General features: G+C 43.9%; 14 protein-coding genes. All 14 read right to left on the bottom strand.

Annotated features, from left to right (window positions below):
• Positions 1 to 267: 267 nt before the first annotated feature.
• The gene (locus NBH15_RS05885; protein WP_250822192.1) at positions 268 to 2097 is read right to left on the bottom strand and encodes an O-antigen ligase family protein; all 1830 of its coding nucleotides are present in this window, start codon (positions 2095 to 2097) and stop codon (positions 268 to 270) included.
• 170 nt (positions 2098 to 2267) lie between these two features.
• On the bottom strand, positions 2268 to 5501 hold the full coding sequence (locus NBH15_RS05880) for an efflux RND transporter permease subunit (protein WP_250822191.1): 3234 nt from the start codon (positions 5499 to 5501) through the stop codon (positions 2268 to 2270).
• A 12-nt stretch (positions 5502 to 5513) separates the two neighbouring features.
• Positions 5514 to 6992 (bottom strand): TolC family protein, encoded by a 1479-nt coding sequence (locus NBH15_RS05875; RefSeq protein WP_250822190.1) that lies wholly within the window; start codon positions 6990 to 6992, stop codon positions 5514 to 5516.
• Between the two features lie 21 nt (positions 6993 to 7013).
• Positions 7014 to 10094 carry an efflux RND transporter permease subunit gene (locus tag NBH15_RS05870; protein ID WP_250822189.1) on the bottom strand — a complete coding sequence of 1027 codons (3081 nt, stop codon included), beginning with the start codon at positions 10092 to 10094 and terminating at the stop codon, positions 7014 to 7016.
• Between the two features lie 9 nt (positions 10095 to 10103).
• On the bottom strand, positions 10104 to 11189 hold the full coding sequence (locus tag NBH15_RS05865; protein WP_044246119.1) for an efflux RND transporter periplasmic adaptor subunit: 1086 nt from the start codon (positions 11187 to 11189) through the stop codon (positions 10104 to 10106).
• An 85-nt stretch (positions 11190 to 11274) separates the two neighbouring features.
• Positions 11275 to 13098 (bottom strand): O-antigen ligase family protein, encoded by a 1824-nt coding sequence (locus NBH15_RS05860; protein WP_250822188.1) that lies wholly within the window; start codon positions 13096 to 13098, stop codon positions 11275 to 11277.
• An 11-nt stretch (positions 13099 to 13109) separates the two neighbouring features.
• Entirely contained in the window at positions 13110 to 13979 is an 870-nt protein-coding gene (gene lepB / locus NBH15_RS05855; protein WP_250822187.1) for a signal peptidase I, read from the bottom strand.
• Positions 13980 to 13981: 2 nt separating this feature from the next.
• Positions 13982 to 15988 (bottom strand): hypothetical protein, encoded by a 2007-nt coding sequence (locus NBH15_RS05850; RefSeq protein WP_250822186.1) that lies wholly within the window; start codon positions 15986 to 15988, stop codon positions 13982 to 13984.
• A gap of 125 nt (positions 15989 to 16113) precedes the next feature.
• On the bottom strand, positions 16114 to 17187 hold the full coding sequence (locus NBH15_RS05845) for a BF3164 family lipoprotein (RefSeq protein WP_244050320.1): 1074 nt from the start codon (positions 17185 to 17187) through the stop codon (positions 16114 to 16116).
• 440 nt (positions 17188 to 17627) lie between these two features.
• Positions 17628 to 17873 (bottom strand): NVEALA domain-containing protein, encoded by a 246-nt coding sequence (locus NBH15_RS05840; protein ID WP_128135824.1) that lies wholly within the window; start codon positions 17871 to 17873, stop codon positions 17628 to 17630.
• Between the two features lie 367 nt (positions 17874 to 18240).
• Complete coding sequence (locus NBH15_RS05835) at positions 18241 to 18999, bottom strand: DNA-binding domain-containing protein (RefSeq protein WP_250822185.1); 759 nt, start codon at positions 18997 to 18999, stop codon at positions 18241 to 18243.
• A gap of 47 nt (positions 19000 to 19046) precedes the next feature.
• Positions 19047 to 20177: a DUF4934 domain-containing protein gene (locus NBH15_RS05830; RefSeq protein ID WP_250822184.1), complete on the bottom strand. Its 1131-nt coding sequence runs from the start codon at positions 20175 to 20177 to the stop codon at positions 19047 to 19049.
• 68 nt (positions 20178 to 20245) lie between these two features.
• Complete coding sequence (locus NBH15_RS05825) at positions 20246 to 20506, bottom strand: NVEALA domain-containing protein (RefSeq protein ID WP_250822183.1); 261 nt, start codon at positions 20504 to 20506, stop codon at positions 20246 to 20248.
• Between the two features lie 184 nt (positions 20507 to 20690).
• Entirely contained in the window at positions 20691 to 21572 is an 882-nt protein-coding gene (locus NBH15_RS05820; protein ID WP_250822182.1) for a DUF1573 domain-containing protein, read from the bottom strand.
• Positions 21573 to 21576: the final 4 nt, after the last annotated feature.

Below are 21576 nucleotides of genomic sequence, written 5' to 3'. Positions count from 1 at the left end.
ATTAATATTTTATAGAATGTTATATCTCATCAAATCGCCACTTGCGGGACACAAAAAAAATGCGTTAGTAAAAATAACCAACGCATCTTATATAAAGAAATTATTATCCCGTAAATTAAAGAAATGAGCTTCGATATCCGGCGTTGAACCGGAAATAAACATCGGATTACATTTATGTATCTTATTCGTCATGAAACTCTTCCTTCCAAAATTTCGGCAAAGATAGGGGATATAATTTAATTGTGCAATAAAAATAGAGGGATTGTTCTATTTACTGTTTGCCATTTGTTGTAAAAGCAGTTGATAGACTTCCTCTTTCATCTGCCTGACGGGCCTGAAGCAGGTGTCCGGCTGTTTGGTCAACACGGAATGGGCGGCCAGCCTGAGCTTGTCCGGGTGGTAGTAGTTTGTTTCCGCATATAATTTTGTCAGCAGGTAATAGGTGTCTATCTGTTCCGGGAGAATGTAGAGGCATTGCAACAGATATTTCTCTGCCTGCCTGTAAAGTCCGAGTTGCTGATGGCTTTCCGCAAGGATATAATAGAACTCCGGATTGGCAGTCAGCCGGATGGCCCGGTAGCTCCAGATGATGGCATTCGAATACTGTCCGGATTGTTGCAAGCACCGGGCGCCTTCCAGCAGGAACTCGGTCCGGTGGGAGAGGCGCGGGTACAGGCTCATATATCCTTGTGCGGCAACCTTCTGTTCCTCCTTTTCTACCAGGATCCGCAAAGTCTTCCATTCTTTGTACGGCTCGTAATAACTCCGCTGTCCGAAAAACAGGATACAGGCGACCAATGCAGCGAATGTTCCGATGTAAGGGAAACTTTTCACGGACGGTTTCTGCTGTTTTTCCGTCCGAGTGACACACATTGCCGAGAAGAAGATTAGCAGAACCCAGAATGACGGTAGTTGCAACGGATAGGAATACATGGAGAAGAAAAGTAACGAAAGGATACCTCCCGTTGCCCCGACCTGTTTGTTTTTCAGCCCGTAATAGAGGCAGAAAGCGATCCATAACGCAAAAAGAAGCAGTCCGGCAATACCGAATTCGAGCCCTATCTGCAAATAATCGTTGAAGGCGAAAGGGGGACAGGTCGCAGCCATCCGTTCCGTATCGGAGGCTTTCGTCGACGCGAGATAGTCGGCTTGTGTCTGGGCGAATGACACGGGGAAACCTCCCAGACCAGTGCCGGTGACAGGCTTGTTCAGTATGGCTTTGGTCGTTACGTTCCACATCAGCATCCGGTTGGCGGATTTCTCGGTACTGAAAACACTGCCCAATGTCGGCAATCCGGAAATAACGATGAATAAGACAATACAGCTGACAATCACTGCTTTATTATGCTTTATAGCCCTTTTTTTCAATAACTGCCACCCTGATTTCCGGAGATAGAAGACCCAGCAGCATGAGATTCCGGCTGCCAGCCACGCCGAATGGCTTTTCCCGCCGGGAAGCCCTATCAGGATGAGTGTGATCGTGAATGCCGACAGGTAGAATAGCATCGTCCTTGTTTCCCACCAGGCGAGTTTGTCGCAATCGCGGAACCGTAAAGCCAGGTTCAGGCATACGGGAAGTACGATTGCCAGATATCCGGAGAAAGGACCGGAGCTGAAAATAAGTCCGTCACCTTTGAGCAGCGGATGGTTTGTCGATGGTCCCCCGTACAGTTGCCCCATTCCCCAGGCCGCTTCAAAGATACCTGTACATATAATAATGGACAGAAAGAAAAGCCTGAGTTCCGGGTGGGCTTGCAACGTGGCTCGCAGCATAAACCATAAGGTCGTAATTTGTCCGGCGAAAAGAAGTCTTTCAGGTTCCGGGTCCAACTCATAGTTGTAAGTCAGTAGGGCCAGACCGGCAAAAAGTAATAAAAGTCCGTCGGGTAATGAGAAGGTAAAATTGCTTTTTTTCACTGTGGCTTCCATAAACAATACACTGAATGCTAGTAATAAAATAGAGAAATGAAACCAGAATACTTTACCTGTGATGGTTCCTTCAGCAATTTCGGGGTTTGCAGCAAATACAATGCACAAAAGTAACGCTCCGCTCGTAGAGAGGGATAATAGGTGTAGATACTTAAATAAAACTTTCATCTTTAAATTATTTTTAGGGTGATATCGGACTTTCAACTTCTGCAACTTTTCTGCTCCTGGATAAAACATTTAAGACGTAAGAAGGGTTTGGATAATTAACAAATCGTCCAAGAATATCACAAAATTAAGAAAGAAAAACAGTTATTGGCGGTTAAGTATTAACAAGATGATTATTTCTTCAAAGTAAAAATAGGCAGGTATATGAAGATACCGAGGATCGACATGGTCAATCCGCCGATGGTCCCGGCTGCCAGCGGAAACCAGAACGCTTCTTTATCGGGACCTAACATGAACGGAATAAATCCGAGTATGGTAGAGATCACGGTCAGGAAGATCGGTGTGATCTTGGCATTCCATGCTTTCAGGTAAAGGCGCCAGGCAGGCATTTTGGGCCTGGCTTCGCGTAGTTGGTTATATTCGTTTAATATATAGATACTTGCATTTACCGTGATACCGCATAACAGGACAAACGACGCAAATCCTCCCTGGTCGAAATTCAGCTTGAACCAGTAGAATGTCAGGAACACCCCGATATAGGAGATAGGGATGACAAAGATAACAGCCAGCGGTTGTTTCAGCGAATTGAACAGAATACTGGTCGTAAAGAAAATAATGGCAATGATCAGCAGCAATAACAGATACTGTTTATTGTCTTTGGTGTTCCAACTCCAGTAATTACTATCCGATTTGGCAGTGTATCCCATCGGTAACGACGCGTTGAATTCTTTCAATACACGTTCCTGTATCTTGGTCCCCTGATTGGATGCGCCGATATATTCATATTGAAGGCACAGGCGGTATTGCTGGTTTACCTTGGCTACTTTCTGCGGCATCTGTCCTTTTTCGACGGTGGCCAGTTCCGACAGTTTATAAGGTTTGCCCTTAATGCTCTGGGGGACGTATTGCATGCTCCAGACATCATAATCTTTTGACTGGCGCGAACTTAGTTTCAGCTTTTCCGTTTCATTGTCGACAACGATCGTACCGCTGTAGATATCTTTCCCGAACACCGGGTTGATGGAGGCGAACAGTTCGATCGGCAGGATATTTTCCTGTGCCATCCGTGCCTTGTCCAGATTGAAATAGAATTCCTGATAATCATCTTTCCACCAGGAGAATTCGGAGTTGATCAGTACTTCCTTGATACGGCGGTAGGTAAGCAGTCTTGCTTTTAGCTGTTCCGCCCATTCATATAATTCGTCATAGTTATAGCCGAACATTTCAATACGGAACGAACCTGCTCCTTCCCGTACGTCGTTGCTGAAGCCCTGGTCCTGGAGTCCGTATACACCCCAGCTGCCGCCGCCCAGTTCCAGCGCCTTGCTGATAATCTTGCTTTTCAGCGTATAAGGGAACCCGCTTCGCTCTGCCGCTTTGGTGAAATAAATGCGTATGCCCGCCTGCCGCGCACTGTAAATGTTCGTCTGGAACTGGCGTATGTCCTTGAATGTGCTGAGGTAAGCTTCCATGCGTCCCATCAACTGATTCATCTGTTCCAGTGTAGTCCCGTTGGGGAGTGAGGCGGTGACCGAGAGGACCGTTTCGTCGTTGCGGGTAAAATAACTGCCTTCATACACTTTTTGCACGAACAGGCGCAAGGTTCCTCCCAGTGCTTTATCCACTATCGGCTTGACTTTCTCCTTATAGGTCTCGCTTGAGACAATCTTGTTATATTTTTCAATGAGCAGCGAGTCTGTAGCCGTATATACCTTGTCCTTATCATCCATTTCTATTTTTTCGGGGAGCAGGAAGACCGGCAATCCGAAAGCCAGTACTAACAGGAAACATGCTGTCTTTTTCCATCGGTAAAGGAAACTGATCTGTGCATGGTAATATCTGTTGAAATAGACCGGGAACCGTTTTAAAAATCTGTTCCCCCACCTTCTGATCCGCGGAAACCAGGTGGCTTTTGGCTTCAGGGAGAGCTTCGCTTTCCGGGCAGCGCTTTTCTTTTGTCCCAGTCCCAGTTTCTCTATCAGGGCAGGAACGAAGAACAAGGCGGTCGCCAGCGACACAGCCAGGTTGATGATTACGACAGCTGCAAAATCCTGTAGGTTCAACCGTATTTTTTCATCGAGGAAGAAAATGATTACCAGCGCCCCGATAGTAGTCAGCGTTGCCGTCAGGATGGAAAGGAAGGCTTTGCGGTTATGGCGGTTGCGTATATGATCGGTCATTACGATCGTATTGTCGATCACCAGGCTTAACGATATGGTAACTCCCGCCAGCGAGTAAAGCTGCATTTCCAGTTTTGCCAGATAGAAAAAGATAACGGCAATACACAGGTTTACGCTCAGGCTGACCACGATCAGGAACAGATAGCGCACATTCCGGGTGATCAGCAGGACGAACAATAAAAGAATCAGGATCGTAAGTCCCGTACGTACATATATCTTATCCAGTTCATTCTGGATAAACTCGGTCGCGTCATAACTGGTATGTACCTCATATCCCTGCGGTAATAACCGGCGGATATGCTCCATCTCCTCTTTTACCTGTTTGGCGAGTTCCAGTTGGTTGGCTGTCTCTTCCGCACGGATGGAAAGATAGATTGAGTTCAGTCCGTTGATACGGTAATAGCTTTGGGGAGCCTCTTCCTGGCGGGTGACTTTCAGTAACTGGTCCAGGCGTATCAGCTTCCCTTCTTTACTGGTGACGGTTATGTGGGAAGCCTCGAAACCATCCCGTACATCTTCCGGTATCAGGGCGAGACGAATCCATTCCTCCTGTTCGTTCGTATTGACATTTCCGGTTCCCAGGAATTCTTTGTTATAGTATTGGGCGATCGCATTCTGTATGTCATTGGTGGTAATACCGAGCGACACGAGTTGCCGGCTGTCATACTCCAGCCGCCATTCCATCGGCGTGGCCCCGCGTACATCGATCCGGTAAATACCCGGGATACCTGCGAGGCGTGGTTTGATCTGGTCCTCCGCAAACCGTTGGATAAAGATCGGAGTAGCTGCCGCATTCAGCGTATAGGTCATGAACGGGCCGGATTCCTTGTCGTCCGGGCGGCTCATCTCCAGTATCGGATAGCTTAATCCGTCGGGCAGGCTGGGCCATGTCTGGCGTACGATCGTGGATGCCTCGAAACGGGCGGCATCGATATTGGTATGTTTGTCAAGTTCCAGTGTCACATATCCCCAGCCGTTTCCGGAGGTGGAGTTGATCTCCTTGATCCCCTTGATACGTGCCAGCATCGATTCCAGCCGCGAAGTGACCTCCATCTCGATTACACGTGCCGAGTTGCCGGGCATATTATAGCTGACGGTCAGCCGGGGCAATGTGCGCGAGGGAGACAGCTTGATCGGCAGGAGAGGGATGAAAGCCAGTCCTGTCAGCGCCACACAAAGGAAGGTGACGATGATCGTAAAGGATGATATCTTGGGAGATGTGCTCATTGAATCTGTTACTTATAGTCCGTGCGTAAAATCAAATTCCCGTGCCAGTGATATGCCGGTTTCGAAATCATGCAGCGTCAGTTTCCGTATTTTGAAATAACTCAGCCAGTAATTTTGCAGGGCGGAGATATAGTTGCGCTGTGCCTCCTGCTGGCGGTTCAGCGATAAGGTCAGGCTGTTGATGTCCGCCTTCCCGATCATAAACCGTTGTTTTGTCTCACTGTAAGCCATAACAGCCAGGTCGAGCGCCTCTTCTGCGCTTGAGATCAGGTTTTGCTGGATATTGAAGTCACCGACAGTCATGATCACATCTTCCTCTACCGTCAGTTCCTCCTGGCGGGCGGAAATCTGTGTCACATTCAGATTATTCTTGGCAATGTTATGTTTTCCTTTCCGTACACCCCAATCGACGAGAGGGATAGATACGGAGACGGATACCATATCTTGTTGCAGCGGGTCACGGTATGCGTCACTCAGTTTGGTCGCAACCTGGTTGAATCCTATGCTGGCGTTGATGGAGGCATTGAACATGGCCTCTTTTTTTGTCTTATCCACTTGCTGTTCGGCTTCTAGTACCTGTTGTTTGGTGTCAAGGAACTTCGGGTTGTTTTCGCGGGCAAGTGTCAAAGCTTCGTCAACAGAAATCTGCATATCTTTCGGACGCCCCGGCAGGTTTAGTCGTATTTCCGTGTTTTTGTCGAAGTTGAGGAAAGAAGCGAGACTGAACATCGCTCTTTTCAGAGATATTTCCGCGTTTTGTAATGTATTGCGTGCGTTGACGGCATCCAGTTTCAATGTCAGCAGCTCTGCTTTGTTGATCGATGCAATCTTATGTCGCTCCTGTCCTGTCTGGTATAAGGTATCGGTTGACGCTACATTTTCTTTAGCCAGATCATATTCCGCCTGTGCCATGGCCAGAGCAAAGAAGTAGGAGGTAGCCTGCTCACTGATATTTTCAATATTGTACAGTAATTCTTTTTTCGCTTTCTCATATTTGAGCGGCTCGATTTTTCGCTCCCACCGGAAGGGGTTATATCCTAACAGACTTTGGTTATAACCGATTCGGATCGGCACGGTCGTAAACTGGTTATAAGCATTATCCCCGAAATTACGCATATACCCTAAATCCGAATCCAGATAGAAAGTACCTCCCAACAAGTCGAAATTCTGTTTGATGGCGAGGCCGCCCTCTGCATAATAAGATTGCTGTTTTCTGTAAACATCGATATCATTCTCGGAATCATATCGTCGCGTGATATCGCGGTAATACTGTGCCGGAGTCAGGTTCAGTGTCAGGCTTGGTAAACGTCCCGCCTTGAATGTCCTGTATTGCCAGTATCCGGCCAAAAACATATTCTTTGTCCTGAATGCCTCCAGCGAACTATCCGCCGCCAATGCAATCGTCCGCTCCAGCGACAGCGTGAGCGGCTGGGCATTCAGATAGACTGAGGTAAATAACAGGAACGATAATAATATTTTACATATCTTCATAACGGCATTATATATAATTCGTTAAACTTCAGTTTGTTTTTCAGGGATCACTGCATTCGGGTCGTGTTTGCGGTAGATGAACCAGTAGACCAGCGGGATGATGAACAGGCTGACGGCTGTACCGATGAACATGGCTGAGATCATGGCGATGGAAAGGGGTTTTTGTAACTCGCTACCCATGTCGAATGAGAACAGCAACGGGACCATACCGAAGATGGTGGTCAGCGAAGTCATGATGATCGGGCGCAGACGGCGGCGGCCGGCTTCGTGGATCGCTTCCATCAACGGAACACCTTCCTTACGTAATTCATTGATCGCATCCAGTTTCAGGATGGAGTCGTTTATAATGATACCGCAGGTCACCACGATACCGATGGCACTCATCAGGTTCATCGTATGCCCGCAAATCCAGAGTACCAGCAGTGATGCAGCCACGTCGATCGGAATCTCGATCAGTACGATCAGCGGTTGCAGGAAGCTCTCGAACTGGGCTGCCAGGATGAAATACATCAGCAGGATAGAGATCAGCAGGATCACCACCAACTCATTCAACATCTGTTTGTTGGAGAAGAAACTACCTGAGAAATCGATCTCCCAGTTCTGTTCGCCCATCTTCTTCACCTCTTCCATCAACGGTTCCGCCTTCTTGACATCATAGAAGCTGAACGGGATATATTCGCCGTTCTTACCGGCCGTAACCGTTTTCAGGTCTTCTCCTTGCGTCACCTTAACCAGTGACTGCAACGGGATGTACTGGCTTTTTCCCTCTTTGTCGGCCTGCGTCCGGACCAGTGTCTGCTGTAAGACTTCGTTCACCGTCTTACCGTCGCCGGCCAGGGCAATCGGCAGATATTGCTGGTAGGAACGGAGAGTCGCCACCTCATTTTCTTTGAAAGCCGTTTTTAGCAGGCGGTATACCTCATTGTAATTTACATTATAAAGCAGTAACTTCTGCCTGTCGACCGATATATTCAGCTGGTTATCGAAGGCGACTCCCACCGGTGTGATACCGGTAGATGCCCTCATCTGCGACTCCAGTTTGTGCAATGCCTGAGCCTCCGGAGCTTCCGCTTTGTTGCGGGCATAAAATTCTGCGACCACGTCAGCTTCTCCCGTCACGAATAACTTTTCGAACACGGTAATCGGCGGAGAGAAGGAGAATACAGCCTGCGGATAATTAGTATCCAACCATTGCGTGATCTTTGCCTGCAAGGGAGAGATGGCAGATGATTTTTCTGTCTTGAAATATAATTCGGCTTCCGAAGAAGACAGCTCCCGGTCGCGGTTCAACAGGAATTGTTGTTGACCGACATAGGAGGTATATTCCTGTAGATCGCCTGCGATCTGGGCAAACAGTTTGTCCACCCGTTCCCGGTTTTCGTCGATATGGATGTTTTCGTTCCACTCGATATGGGCGATCAGTTCGTTCTGGTCGATCTCAGGCATCCTGCTTTTAGGTACTTCATAAAACAGCAGGGCGCATAACGGCAATGTAACGAAGATAAATATGATATTCGACTTTTTATGACGGAACACGAAATCGACTCCAGCATCGTAGAAGCGGTCCAGCGTATGTTCTTTGATCAGATTGTTGATCCGGAGATTGAATCCCGTATGTTTGATATCGGGAATACTGTAAACCAGCTTGTAGAGTACCGGAAGCAGCATGATACCCGTAAAATAGGAGACCATCAGCCCGACCGTCACCGCGAAAGCCTGGTCGTAGAATATAGCCCCTGCAATACCGCTCATGAATACCAGCGGCACAAATACGGCGATTGTCGTCAGTGTGGAACTCAGCATCGGGGTGATCACTTCGCTGGTCCCCTTGTTGCAAGCCTCTTCCAGCGTATACCCTTTCGACCGGTACTGCATGATATTCTCCGTCACAATGATCGAACTGTCGATCATCATACCCAGTGCCAGAATCAGTCCGGAAAGGGAAATGATGTTCAGCGACATCTTGAACATATAGAAGAAAAGGAAGCTGATGATCAGACTGACCACCATACTCAGGCCGATCACTGCCGGGCTCTTGATATCCCCCAAAAACAGGATAGCCACTATACATATAAATATAAAGCCGAGCGACAGGTTCTGTTTCAGGTTTGAAATCGTATAATCCAGCAACTCCGTCTGGTTCCGGCTGACACTGAACTCTATATCCGGATAAACCGTTGCGAAATACGCAGTAACTTCCTGCAACGCCTCCTTCATGTTATCCATATTCTCGTCCGCCTGCTTGATCACAGCCAGTGTAACCGCCCGTTTCCCGTTTGAAAGTGAGGCGCCTGTCTCCTTTTCCGGTACCACCGCCACCTTCGCCAGGTCTTTCAGCTGGAAGATACGTTCATTTTTATGGAGATAGATATTTTGTACGTCTTCCGGTGTGCGCAGTAAAGTTGAGAATTTGATGTTGTATTCATAATATCCGTCCCGTACGGTCATGCTTCCCGGCTCGATGTTGTTCGAATTCAGGGCCGATTCCAGGTCATCCAGCGTGATACCGGCCATTTCCAGTGTTTTCATGTCCGGCACGATCTGCAACTGCCGTTTCATCATCCCCGTGATATCCACCATCGCCACTTCCGGCAACTGCTCGATACGCCGTTTGATAACCGATTCGGCAAACTGGCAAAGGTCCAGGAAAGCAGCTTCGCTGTCACCTGTTTTCAGTGTCAGGTTCAGGCAAAAGACCGGTATGTCCGTTGCGCTCGCCTTGATCACCCGCGGACGTTCTATTTCGCGCGGCAGGTAGTTCATGGCAGCGTCTATCTTTTCGTTCACCTCGATGAATGCCAGGTCCGTGTTTGTCCCGAAGTCGAAACTCAGTCGGATGATGCCGGCACCGTCGCGTGTCTCACTGTGTATATCGCGTAGGGCAGCCACCTGCATTAGCTGTTGCCGGATCGGTTTGACTACCGTATTCTCCAGTTCGCGGGCCGACGTATTCTGTCCGGACACCTGTATGGTGATCTCCGGTATCGCAATATCGGGCAACAACGATACCGGGATGGTAAAGTAAGTCACCAACCCCACGATAAAACAGGCTGTAAAGGCCATCAGTACCGCGATAGGACGTTGTAGTAGGAATTTGACCATAACAAAGTTTTAATTTTCAATTATCGTTACCGGTGCCTCGTGTGCCAGATTGATATTACCGCTGGTAATGACGAAATCATCCTCTTTCAGGCCGTCCCCTTCCGAACTTGTAATCGTGTAGCTGTCTGCATTTTCCAGACCGGTATGTACATATACCCAGCTCGCTTTGGTTCGGGTGCTGTCGAGTTTGAACACCACTTGCTTTCCGGACCGGAGAACGACGGCACTTTTCGGTACGACCAGCTGTTTGCCCAGCGAACGGTGGATGCTGACACGGACGTTCATTCCCTCGAATAACTTTCCTCTGTCCGTTACCGCTGCTTTCACCTGCACCATGCCGTTTTCGTCGACCAGCGGGTTTATTTCGGTGATGCGTCCTTCGGCTTTCGTGTCGTTCAGGGCAAAAGGAGTGACCTCCACCCGGTCGCCGTTCTTGATCAGAGGCAGTTCGCTCTCCAGAACGGTGAACGCTGCTTCCAGGCTACCCGGATCGATGACCGTGCAGAATATATCGGAGGTAGAAGCCGTATTATATTGTTTGGCAAACAGATTGGCAACGATACCGTCGAAAGGAGCCGTCAGTACGGCATTCCGTTCTTCATATTCTGCCAACTGGTATTGGATAAGCGCCTGGTCGTAACCGCTCTTTACCCGGACAAGCTGCATGGTGGCGGGAGGAACTTTGGCCGAGTCTGCCAGCGCATATCCCTGGCCGATCAGCACGTCTTGCAGTTCCAGTTTCGCCCGTTCCAGGGCATCTTTGGAAGTGGCCGTTTTGTTTTTTAGCCGGAAGGTCGACAATTCAGCCAGCTTTTGTCCTTTGCTTACCCGGTCGCCGTTCTTTACATGAATCGTAGCGATCGGTTCGGCCGACTGAAACCGCAGGTCGACATGGCGGCGTGCCGACAATTTGCCGTTACTCACCAGTTCATGGTTGAAGTCGGTAGCCTTCAGTGTCATCACGGTCACCTCGTTGGTTTCGTCCGGTAAAACCGTTTCAACAGTTTCTTCTCCTTCACTGCTGTCTTTTTTGTCACCGGAACAGGCTATCATCCCGGAGAGGAGCAGTATTGCCAGCAAATTGTAGTATTTCATATTCATATAAGCTATGATTCAAATTTTAATTTCCAAATATACAAAAATATTATTACGATGTTATCGTAAATGGCATATAAATAAATTAATTACGATCTGATCGTATGTTGTTGAGCATGTTTTTAACTTCTGTTCTCATTTCCCGGATAGCCGTACTCTCTACTTTCGGTTCTTTTTTCAGTACGGCGTCAGCCGCTTTGATAAACTTATCTTCCTGAAAGAAAGTAGGTTCCGAGTAAAGTTTGGTAAGCAGGTAATACGGATAGATCCGTTCCGGTAACATATCGATCGCATGCAGCAATAAATTTTCCGCTTTTTGATAGTTTCCCATCGACTGCTCATTTTTTGCCGCTATGTAACGTATCATCGGATCACCGCTTAACTTCATAGCCCGATATAATAGCTTATTCGCTTCTGCATATCGTTCAGCCCTATTTAAACATTGTGCAGCCTCGAACAGGAACTCCGGTTTATGTCCCATCAACGGCACCAGTTCCTCATATCCTTCACCTGCCGCCTCATAAGCCTTACTATTATACAACATCTTCAACGTATTCCATTTTTTATATCCTTCATAATACCCTTTCTGTTGCCGGAAAATCCACCCGCAACATATAGCCAGCACCCCTATCATAGCGACAGAAAGTATCTTCCTCCCCTCTCGAGAGGGGGTAGGGGGTGTGTCAGCGTCAACCGGAGTATTACTATTAGCCACCCCCATCAACACCACCAACACCACCCAGAACTCCGGCAACTGCAACGGATACGCCGCCAGGCTGAACACCATCAGTGCCAATATCCCTCCGGCCGCTCCCACCTGTCTGTTTTTCACCCCCCGGAACAAGGAATAGCTTAACAACAATACAAAAACCATTAAACCCACCAGCCCCTGTTCCAAACCTATTTGTAAGAATTCATTAAATCCGTATTCCGGACATCCGGCAACCATCATCTCTGTCTCCGAAGCCTTTCCCGAAGTGAAATACTCCGCCTGTGCTTCTGCATAACCAGCCGGAAACCCACCCGTCCCGGTTCCTGTCCAGGGCTGTTCCCTGATAGCTTGTCCCGTCACTTTCCATAAAAGTAGCCGGCCATTGGCAGAATCTTTCTTTAGCAGATAAATACCCGCCAATGAACCGGCTATGGAGATCAGGATCAAAATAGAAGATACGATAGTTAAGGTCCGGTTTCCATTCATGTATCTTTTAGTCTTTTCCCATCCGATCCGTTGCACCCAATACACCCATCCGCATGAAACGGCAGCCGCTATCCATGCCGTCCGGCTCATCCCGGCAGGAAGCACGACGATGATCGCCAGCAAACCGAACCATCCCAGGTAATGCAGATAAATTTTTGTTTGCCGTAGGATCATCCACAGGCAAACCGGTAATACGATTGCGAGATACCCCGAATAAGGCCCTGGATTATAAAAATCCCCGGTCAGCTTGAACAAGGAATGGTTAGATCCTTCGAATCCATGTAACTGTCGCATCCCCGACACGGCTTCAATCCCTCCGGTCGCAACAACCACCGCCAGGAAAAATAACTGTAACTGCGGCCATCCGGTCAATATGAACCGCAGCAGAAACCACAATACGACTAATTGCCCGCCAAACAACATTTTCTCCGGTTCGGGATCCAGCTGCCGGTTATAAGTAAGTGCAACGATAGCCGCCAAAACCAGCACCAATCCGTCTGCGACCGAAAAGACAAACGGCTTTGCCGGTTTCATCAGAACAGCCGCCACCAGACTGCATGCTGCCAGCAGCAACATCGCCAGATGAAACCAAAGAACTTTCCCTGTAACCAGCCCGTTAGCCAACCCTGTGTTGGTGGCAAAAACGGTGCACAGCAGAAAAACTCCGCTGATGGCGAGTAATGAGTAACTTATATATTGTCTGTATTTCATGATTAATTTCTTTAATGAATTATTTTCATGAATCGTTCCCACCTGAATTTCTCCGTATACGGATCGACCGATTTCCAGATAATCCATGCTTTCCCCACGATATATTCTTCCGGCAACATTCCCCAATAACGCGAATCTTGCGAATTCATACCGTTATCGCCTGCCATAAAATAGTAGTTTTTCAGGAAACGATAGCCGTCGATCGGTTTTCCATTAAGAAAAGATGTGGAATCCTTGTATTCAAGAGTTCCCTGTTGTTCCCATTCAATCAGCTTTTTATATAAAACAAAGTTAGTCCGATTCATCCGGATCGAATCCCCTTTGGCGGGAATATGAAGCGGTCCGAACTCCTTGATGCTCCAGCCGATAGTACCATCATAAGGGAAACTATGGAATATGCCCTCTTGAAACTTTTCTGTAACGGCAATCTTTTTTTGCGAATCCGTATTACCAAGAGGTGTATTTATTCCGTTTACATGGAAAAAACCGTTTTGAATGGAGAGGGTATCGCCAGGTAATCCTACGCATCGTTTGATATAATATTTGAGGATATGCATTTCGATTTTATCCCAACTGTTTGGATGCGGAAAATTGAAAACGAGAATATCATTGCGTTTTATCTTTTTGAAACCGGGAATGCGATAAATCTCCGTTTGTTCATTTCGCATGGAAGCAAACAGATTGAATATACGCGGTCCGATCGTCGGCTTCCAGACCAGGATATTATCTCCGGTAGTTAATTCCGGTTCCATCGAATCACTAGGGATTTTGAAGGAGGCAAACAATAATACCTGAGTGGCGAACCATGCCGTAGCCAGCATACATAACCAAAAGGTTACGTCTACAGTATATTGCGCTATTTTTTTCCAATGCTTTTTCATGCTTAATACCAACGAATAATACCATTTTTATAGGCAAAGATACGATCATTTGTCCCTTTTACCTTAACTCTGTAAATTGTTCCTTGAGGTATATTTTCAAAAGTCATAAAATTATAATCACCTTTTAAACTACCACCTTTAACCCATTGATTATTCCAATACCATAATTCTATATCTATATCTTTAGGTAAATAATTTTTTGTATAGGGGATATATGAAATTCTACTGATTGACTTGGGTGCACCCAAATCAAACCAAAGTGTATTTTTCCCATCTTCCGGGTTGTTGAACCTGCCTCTGAAACCTGTGGCAGAACGACTGTCGGTAACCATGTTCAGTTCCTCTCCATTGCCAAGCGGTGTGATATCGGCTGAAACTTTTACACCTTGAATCGGTTTATCCTCTTTATTCTGTTCATAGAAAGATATTTCACAGAGTGCCAGTGAGTCTTTGGGAGATATTAATTGTATATATCTGTATTTTTGAGAAACTGGAAGATTGATCTCATTTTCCCATGTATCCATGCTGTCTGTCATCATATATAAAGTATCAGCGGCTAAGGCATTCAAATCATTGCATCCTGTGAGATAAGCCCCGACCAGTGTTTCTTTCGCTTCGGCAATCTCTTCAGGATACAGATAAGCGGTATAGTTTCGTACGGTAACCGGCATTTTCTCCTCTTTGCATTCCAGTTTTTCGCAATTACCGTCTTTAGTCAGGATAAAAGCAGATGCGGCAGGTGTTAAAACTCCATTTTGGTAGAACATAGGCAAGTAAACGATATCCCTGCCCATCCCTTTGAAAGTCACCTTTTTGTTCCATTCTATTTTACCCCATTGTACGGGTTGCCATTCTTTTGCCCCGAAAACGCATAGATAGCAATAACGTGTGTTTTCGGGAATATGCTCCGTAATAGTTATTTTTACATCCGTTGTTTGGAAATATTGTGAAGAAACGTCCTCCATAAAAGGATTTTTGAATAGAGAAGGAATATCTTCTCTAGCAACCGCCTCATTCCCCAATGGACCGGAAAAATGATGTTCGAATGTACGGCGATAGACTTTCGGCAATCTGAACTTGCCCCACAACAAGTCGAAGCATTCATTATTATAAATCCTTTTGTATTTCCACCGGTCATCGTCCCAAAACGGTTCGAAGGGATATGACTCTCCGCCAACGATCAGGCTGTTCCAGCTATGCCCCCCGGCTCGGTTTCCCCATTCCGGCACGAAGTCGATAGCAACTCCCATACCGAGGGCCGACATCATCAGGCAGTTATACCAGGCTTTGTCGTCGCATGAACCGCGTTTGACCTGTTCGAAAGAGGCGGCATTGTAAATCGGCATGGAAGCTGCCGCCCAGTTATTGTGCATCAGGTCGCTGTACATCCGGTGCAAGGAGTCCGTCACCTTCCTGAAGTCCATCGTATTGTCCTTGAAGATAGAGGCATGTCTTTGGTAAAAGGTATCCCGTGCCTGGTCAAAATAAGTCCCTTCAGCAAAACGGTAGGGTAGGACGTACCTGCAAAAATCTTCGAATGAATCGTTTTGTGTATAGGCATTTTCTTTCCAAGCCTTGAAAGAACGGTCTATTTCACGGATGAGTTGCTCTGCTCGGACGGTTCGGACATCTTGCCGGGAAGGAGTTAACCGGGACTGGATTTTGGGACTTTCGTTCTTCCAAAGGGAATCGATTTCCTTGTACCATTCGGAGGAACGTTGCCATAGATGTTTTTCGGATATTGCGGCATGCTTGCCATAGACCGGTCGCATGTTTTCGACACAGGATGAATCAACGCCTATATGCCCCGGCATATTCATAATCAAGAGCCGGGCGGCGGCCAGTTTTTCCGGGGCATCGGCATAGTGCGTCAGCACTTTCTCCAACTTGCCCCGGTTGTCACCTGCCAATTGCAAGGCTTGCTCCAGACGTCGGTTGTCCGGAGAGGTACAGGCTATCAGGAAAGTGGCTAATAGCAGGGAGATTCTTGATATGAATGTTTTTTGCATGTGATAAATAACTGTTTATTTAGAAAATATTTTCTCGCACAATCCAATGTTTTCTTCGTACATATTTCTGTAGAGTTGTTCGTTGTCAACTATCTCAGCGAAGTTGGCTCCTTTTCTTTACAACTTTACATGTTGTATGTAATTATGTATGCATCGTGATGTAATGCATAAATTTTGTTCTCTTTCTCATCAATTGCAAATGAAGATATTTGTGCATCTAATTCATATTTATTTAGTGGATTACCATTCCAATCAAATGTATATATTGTATTTGAGAAAGAGTAATGATTAGGATTTCTGCGTTCTTTTCCTGAATACAAAAGATAAATACAGTTATTAGTTGTTTTTATTCCGATATATCCTCTTCGTGTTTCTGGAAGTTTTATCATAGTGCCCTGATTTAAAGAACTTTCAATGTCGAATTTGAAGTTGAAATCTTTATTGGGACCTTTTGTCATTGCTAATAGATTGCCATTACTGTCGTATATTTCTAATAAGTCTAAATATCTACCAGCTATGGCTATCTTTGATTTGTCAGGTTTTACATTTATAAAAGAGGAAAATATATCACCAAGTATGTTATCTGGAAATTTATCATAGATGTTTAAGTTATTATTATATATTTTCTTTTTTAAGTTTAATTCTTTATCGAATATGAAAAATCTTTCATTGTATTTAAATAAACTATTGCATATAAATGTACTATCTGAAATCCATTGAGGTTGATTAATGCCAATAAGTTTTGATTTTATTTTGTTGAAATTTATTGTGCTTTTAAGCTCTTGTTTATTGTTAAATAAGGAATCTATATTGTATTCTGAAAATTTTCTGCTGCTTATATCAAACGCCCAAAATGTTCTAGGAATATTGGATTGAGTAATATTGCTACATGTTATTAATTCATTAGGTCCACTTCCTCTAGGAATAAAATTACCTAAATATTTTTTTGATTTTGTGGAAAATATATGAAAAATAGAATCTTTCTTCATATCTACGGCTATAAGAAATGTGTCAATAGAAATTACTCTTACCGGATAACCAATAAAGTTATCATTGAATATTTCATGATTAACTTTTTTTATTTCTTTAAAATTCTTATCGTTAAAATATTTTGCATGACTTATTTCTATTAATTCGTTACTTTTATCTGAACAACTGATAAGTAATAATAAAAAAATAATGTAATTGATGTTTTTCATAATTTTTATGTTTTTAAGTTGGGGTGTCAAAATTCTTTATCCTCACTTGCTTGACATAGTGTCACAAAACACAGATCTTATATATTGTTGCTTCTAGTGTGATCTCGTGTCAAGTAACGAGAATAAGGTCGTTTTTACACCCCAATTTTGTTATTTGTATTCTGAACTTTGTTGTTGTTTTAGATATATGGATGATCTATGGAATATATCTCATAGTCTACAAGTATCTCTCTAGAAGAAATATAATTGAAATCTTCGGGAGTAGAACAACATTTAGTGCCAGAACTTTCGTTGTTTGCCAACGCATTTATATTCATATAGGGTAAGTTCTGTATTTTTTCTCATGCAGTACTTGATGAGAATTCAAAATCTGATAGAACTTACTATAAGAATGATTGTTAAATCTAAAATTTAACATGGTGAAATGCGAATACGTTAATTTATGGGCATACCTTATCTTTGGGATATTCATCTTGGTCACCTAAGATGTCTCCACTTGATAGAACGCATTGGTCCCCTGGATCAGGACAACATTTTGTTGTAGAACCTTCATTTCTTGCCAACGCTTCCACATTGGCTAGTGCTAGCTCTGAGAGCTCAACACTTTGTTTGTTCTGCTGGTAATTCCAGCCGGCTGCAACGGCCATAGCAGCGATAAGAACTGCCCCAAAGATCTTTTTCCTCATGATCTTAATTGGTATTTAATTTGTAATTCAGTTAATTTTCTATCTTTGCCTACTCTCTTGGGCTTAGATATTCGAATGATATAAGTTTTATTTGATACTAATATCATTCTGTTTCTTGATTTTAAGTGATTTTGATATACCTCCTTTCTTTTTAGGAGAGCAGTCGGGGAAGTTTGCCGTAACGGTTGTCAGGCTATTAGGCAGACTTCCTTTTTGTTCCTTGACAGAACTTGCTCTCAGGTTACATAAAAATAAACTATTTTGTTTGCGTTATCTAAACACCCCTGTTTATGCTCCCTAAACACGGTTGTTTGTGATGTCCAAACAGGAGTGTTTAGGGAATGCAAACAAAAGCAGTTGTTCTGTATTATTCAATTTCAGGTCTGTCACCACCCTCTTCTCCTTTGACGGCACCCACATATACGATGCGGTTAATACTGCGTGGTGTTTTTAGGAAACGTTGCGTATTTCCTGAATATTGCGTTGTCACCGTCATTTCATATTCTCCGTCAGTCAACCCTGTGGGAGCGATGAATATCAGTTCCGAAGGATTGTTTGTACCGAACATGTCGGAAGTAACTTTTGTCACCGTGTCGTCTGCCAGGTTGCGGAAGGTGATACCGACCTTTTCGTCTGTTCCCTCGATGCGGATACGCGAACCGGTGATGCGGAAGTTACGTCCCGGCGTGATATGTCCGTCTTTTATGTTGTTGCTGCAATCCTGAACGCCGGTGATATAAATAGTGTCAGCTTTTTCACCCAGGATTTCAACTTTGGTATTTCGTATTTCTTCGCGTAGGACGCGGTTTTGAGTGAATGCGACGTAGATGTCGTTTTTTGCCGGATTCCATTGTCCGTCTTCGACCGGTCCGATGAAGCGGGGAACGGCGTAGAACAATCCGGTGTTAACATTGTGGCCGTTCATCAAAGCCCGTGCCACGATTCGTTCGTAGAGGGTGACTACGTGAACGAGTGTTTCCCGGCGCAGGCCGGTGTCTTCTTCGCGCATCTCTTCGTAGAGTTGTTCGTTGTCAACCGTACCGGCGGAGTTAAGTACTAAGATGCGGTCGTTCGGATCTTCTGTCAGTGTGTTGGGGGCTAACCAGCCTTGGAGTTTGTTGCTCATGGTGTTTTGATATAGATTAATAGGATAGTGTGAATTTGATAGTTCGTTTAAAAAGAACCAAATAGTAAAACAGGATTGTCGTTTTCATTGTTGCATTCTTTTTTTAATTGTTTAATAATGTCAGATTCAATTTGAGGATTTTCTTTAAAATATTCCATTAACCAAGGAATGTCTATTGTAAATATAACTTCTTTGTCTGTTCTCCCTGTAGATGCATATATATTAGGGAGATCATCAAATAAATTTTTATGTAAAAATGCTTTATTATCTTTTTTATAGTAAGTGACAAAATAATTATCTTTCCCCTTTAATGTGAAAAATAAATTTTCATCGAAATAACTTAAATCACAAGGACCTGTTATTAATTTATGATCTCTTGCATTTTTTAAATATTTACCTAGGGTTTGTGCTTCATCCAAATATTGGGGTGCGTTTGCATTTTCACCTTTAAAGTTTAAAATAAGATATGGAGTTAGTCGCTTTTCATCATTATTGATATGATATATTGTATCAGTAAAAATGCAAGAAACTAAAATTGCTTCTGAATTGATTTTTGTGAAAAAATTGGGTAAGGAGAAGAAACTTCCTTTTGTTATTTTTGGGAATAAACTATTATATTTACCTCCCTCTTGTAAATATCGCATATAAAACTCTGATTTTGCTTGGCTATTAGGATCAAATAGTAAAAAATCATTTCCAATTGTCTCTATTGAAAAGAATGGTTCTTTTATAACTGTTTTGTTTAAAAAACGACCATTTTCTGTATTGTATTCTTTTATATTTCTATAAGCATCTAAAATGATAAGGCTTTTTTTCTCTTCATTTATTGTGATATCTGTAGGATACATGATATCTTCTGGACCTTCACCTTTGTTCATCTTGTATAGATAATTGCCATTATTGTCAAAGGTATATACATTCCCATTTCCAGGTGTTGATAAAATGTATAATTTGTTATTATAACATATTACTTTACTAACATCTTCTAAGAGACACTCTTCTTTTGTTTCAAGTTTAATGTAGCGTAACTTAGATAATGCAGGCTTTTCAGTTTCCAAGATACAATTATCTGTACTTATTGAAAGAGCTTGATGAGTTGTACTAGAAATATTACTTTTGTTATTACAAGAAGTAAGAATAAGAATGAATATAGTTAATGATAAAAAGGAGTATTTCATATTATAATTGTTTATTAGAAATTGTTGTAAATTACAGGAGAATAATATTATTCTCCTGTAAAACTTTTTTAACATGAATGTCCACTTGCTGTACAATTGCAATAATTAGGATCTTCTGTACACCAGAAACATCCTTCAAAAGTTGCACCACATTTTCTACAAACATATTCTTGGTTCATTGAACCATTTCCATTTTCTCCTCTTGCCAACGCTTCTACATTAGCTAGTGCCAAGTCTGATAGTTCCATTTCGTTTTGAGTCTGGTTGAAGTTCCAGACGCCCGTTGCAGCTGCAACAACTATAAGGATGATACCAATGATTCTTTTCATGGTGTTTATCTTTTTAAAGTTTATAAAATCAATTTCTTTCCTTTTTATTATCTTTGTTCCCTCCTTGAGGGTCTAAAGATCGATTACTAAGTAGCCATATACACCTCCTTTCATATTTGTAAGGGGAGACAGGGAGTTTGTTTGTACATTCTTGCAGGGATGCAGCAAACTCCCATTTGTTCGGTTACCGAACAATACCCTTTATTTTAAGTTTGACATGTTGATTATTCAAGCTGTTATACTTGATCGTTACGACTTCATCGAAGAACCCTGTATCCTTCGGTGTCATCTTGATTCCCACCCGGAGGGTTTCTCCGGGGTTCGCAGGTCGTTTGTCATACGTGGCTGCCGTGCAGCCACAAGTGGTGCTTACGTCCACAATCACGAGGGGACAGTCCCCTGTGTTTTTAACCTCTATGGTTGTTTGTTTTATTTCCGATTTGTCGAATGTACCAAAGTCTATTTCTGTTTGAGTGACTTCTGCGGTAGTTTTTGGTATGTTTTTGTTTGGGGTGTCTTTTCCGGTAATCTGTTTCAGATAAAGGTCTTTGACTGCCGTATTGTGTACGGGGTTACCCAAAACTGCGACTTTGTTGTTCTTATCCAGTAAGAATGTCTGGAAAGTCATATCAGCCGGGAACTTGTTCAATTTGTTTAACCGGTCGTCCAAATCAATACAAATGGGACGATCGAAACCATCACGTTTCAGCAAGTAACGTATTTCTTTGGCATCTTTTGGATGAAAGAAGAAGAGGAAAGGTACTTTATTTTGTGTTACCGAATTAGTATATTCGATCAACTCTTTCCACTTATGTAATTGTAGTTTACAACTGGTACAACCAATAGAGTCTACATATATTAATACCTTATACTCGGATTGTGGTATCTGATAATCCGTAGTATCTGTCAAATAGCGGGTAAATATTGAGTTTTCCGGGAATACAATTTGTTTCCCTTGCCATTCGCTGACCAACTGCGCAATCTGTTTCCCCTTTTCTTTCTGCTCGTTTTTGCAGGAAAAGAAGATAGGTAATAATACTAATATGATTAGATTTAAAGTTTTCATCTTG

Origin of the sequence: Parabacteroides caeci (assembly GCF_023656795.1) — a bacterium.
Taxonomy (GTDB): Bacteria; Bacteroidota; Bacteroidia; order Bacteroidales; family Tannerellaceae; genus Parabacteroides; species Parabacteroides segnis.
This window is presented reverse-complemented; position numbering and strand designations above follow the sequence as displayed.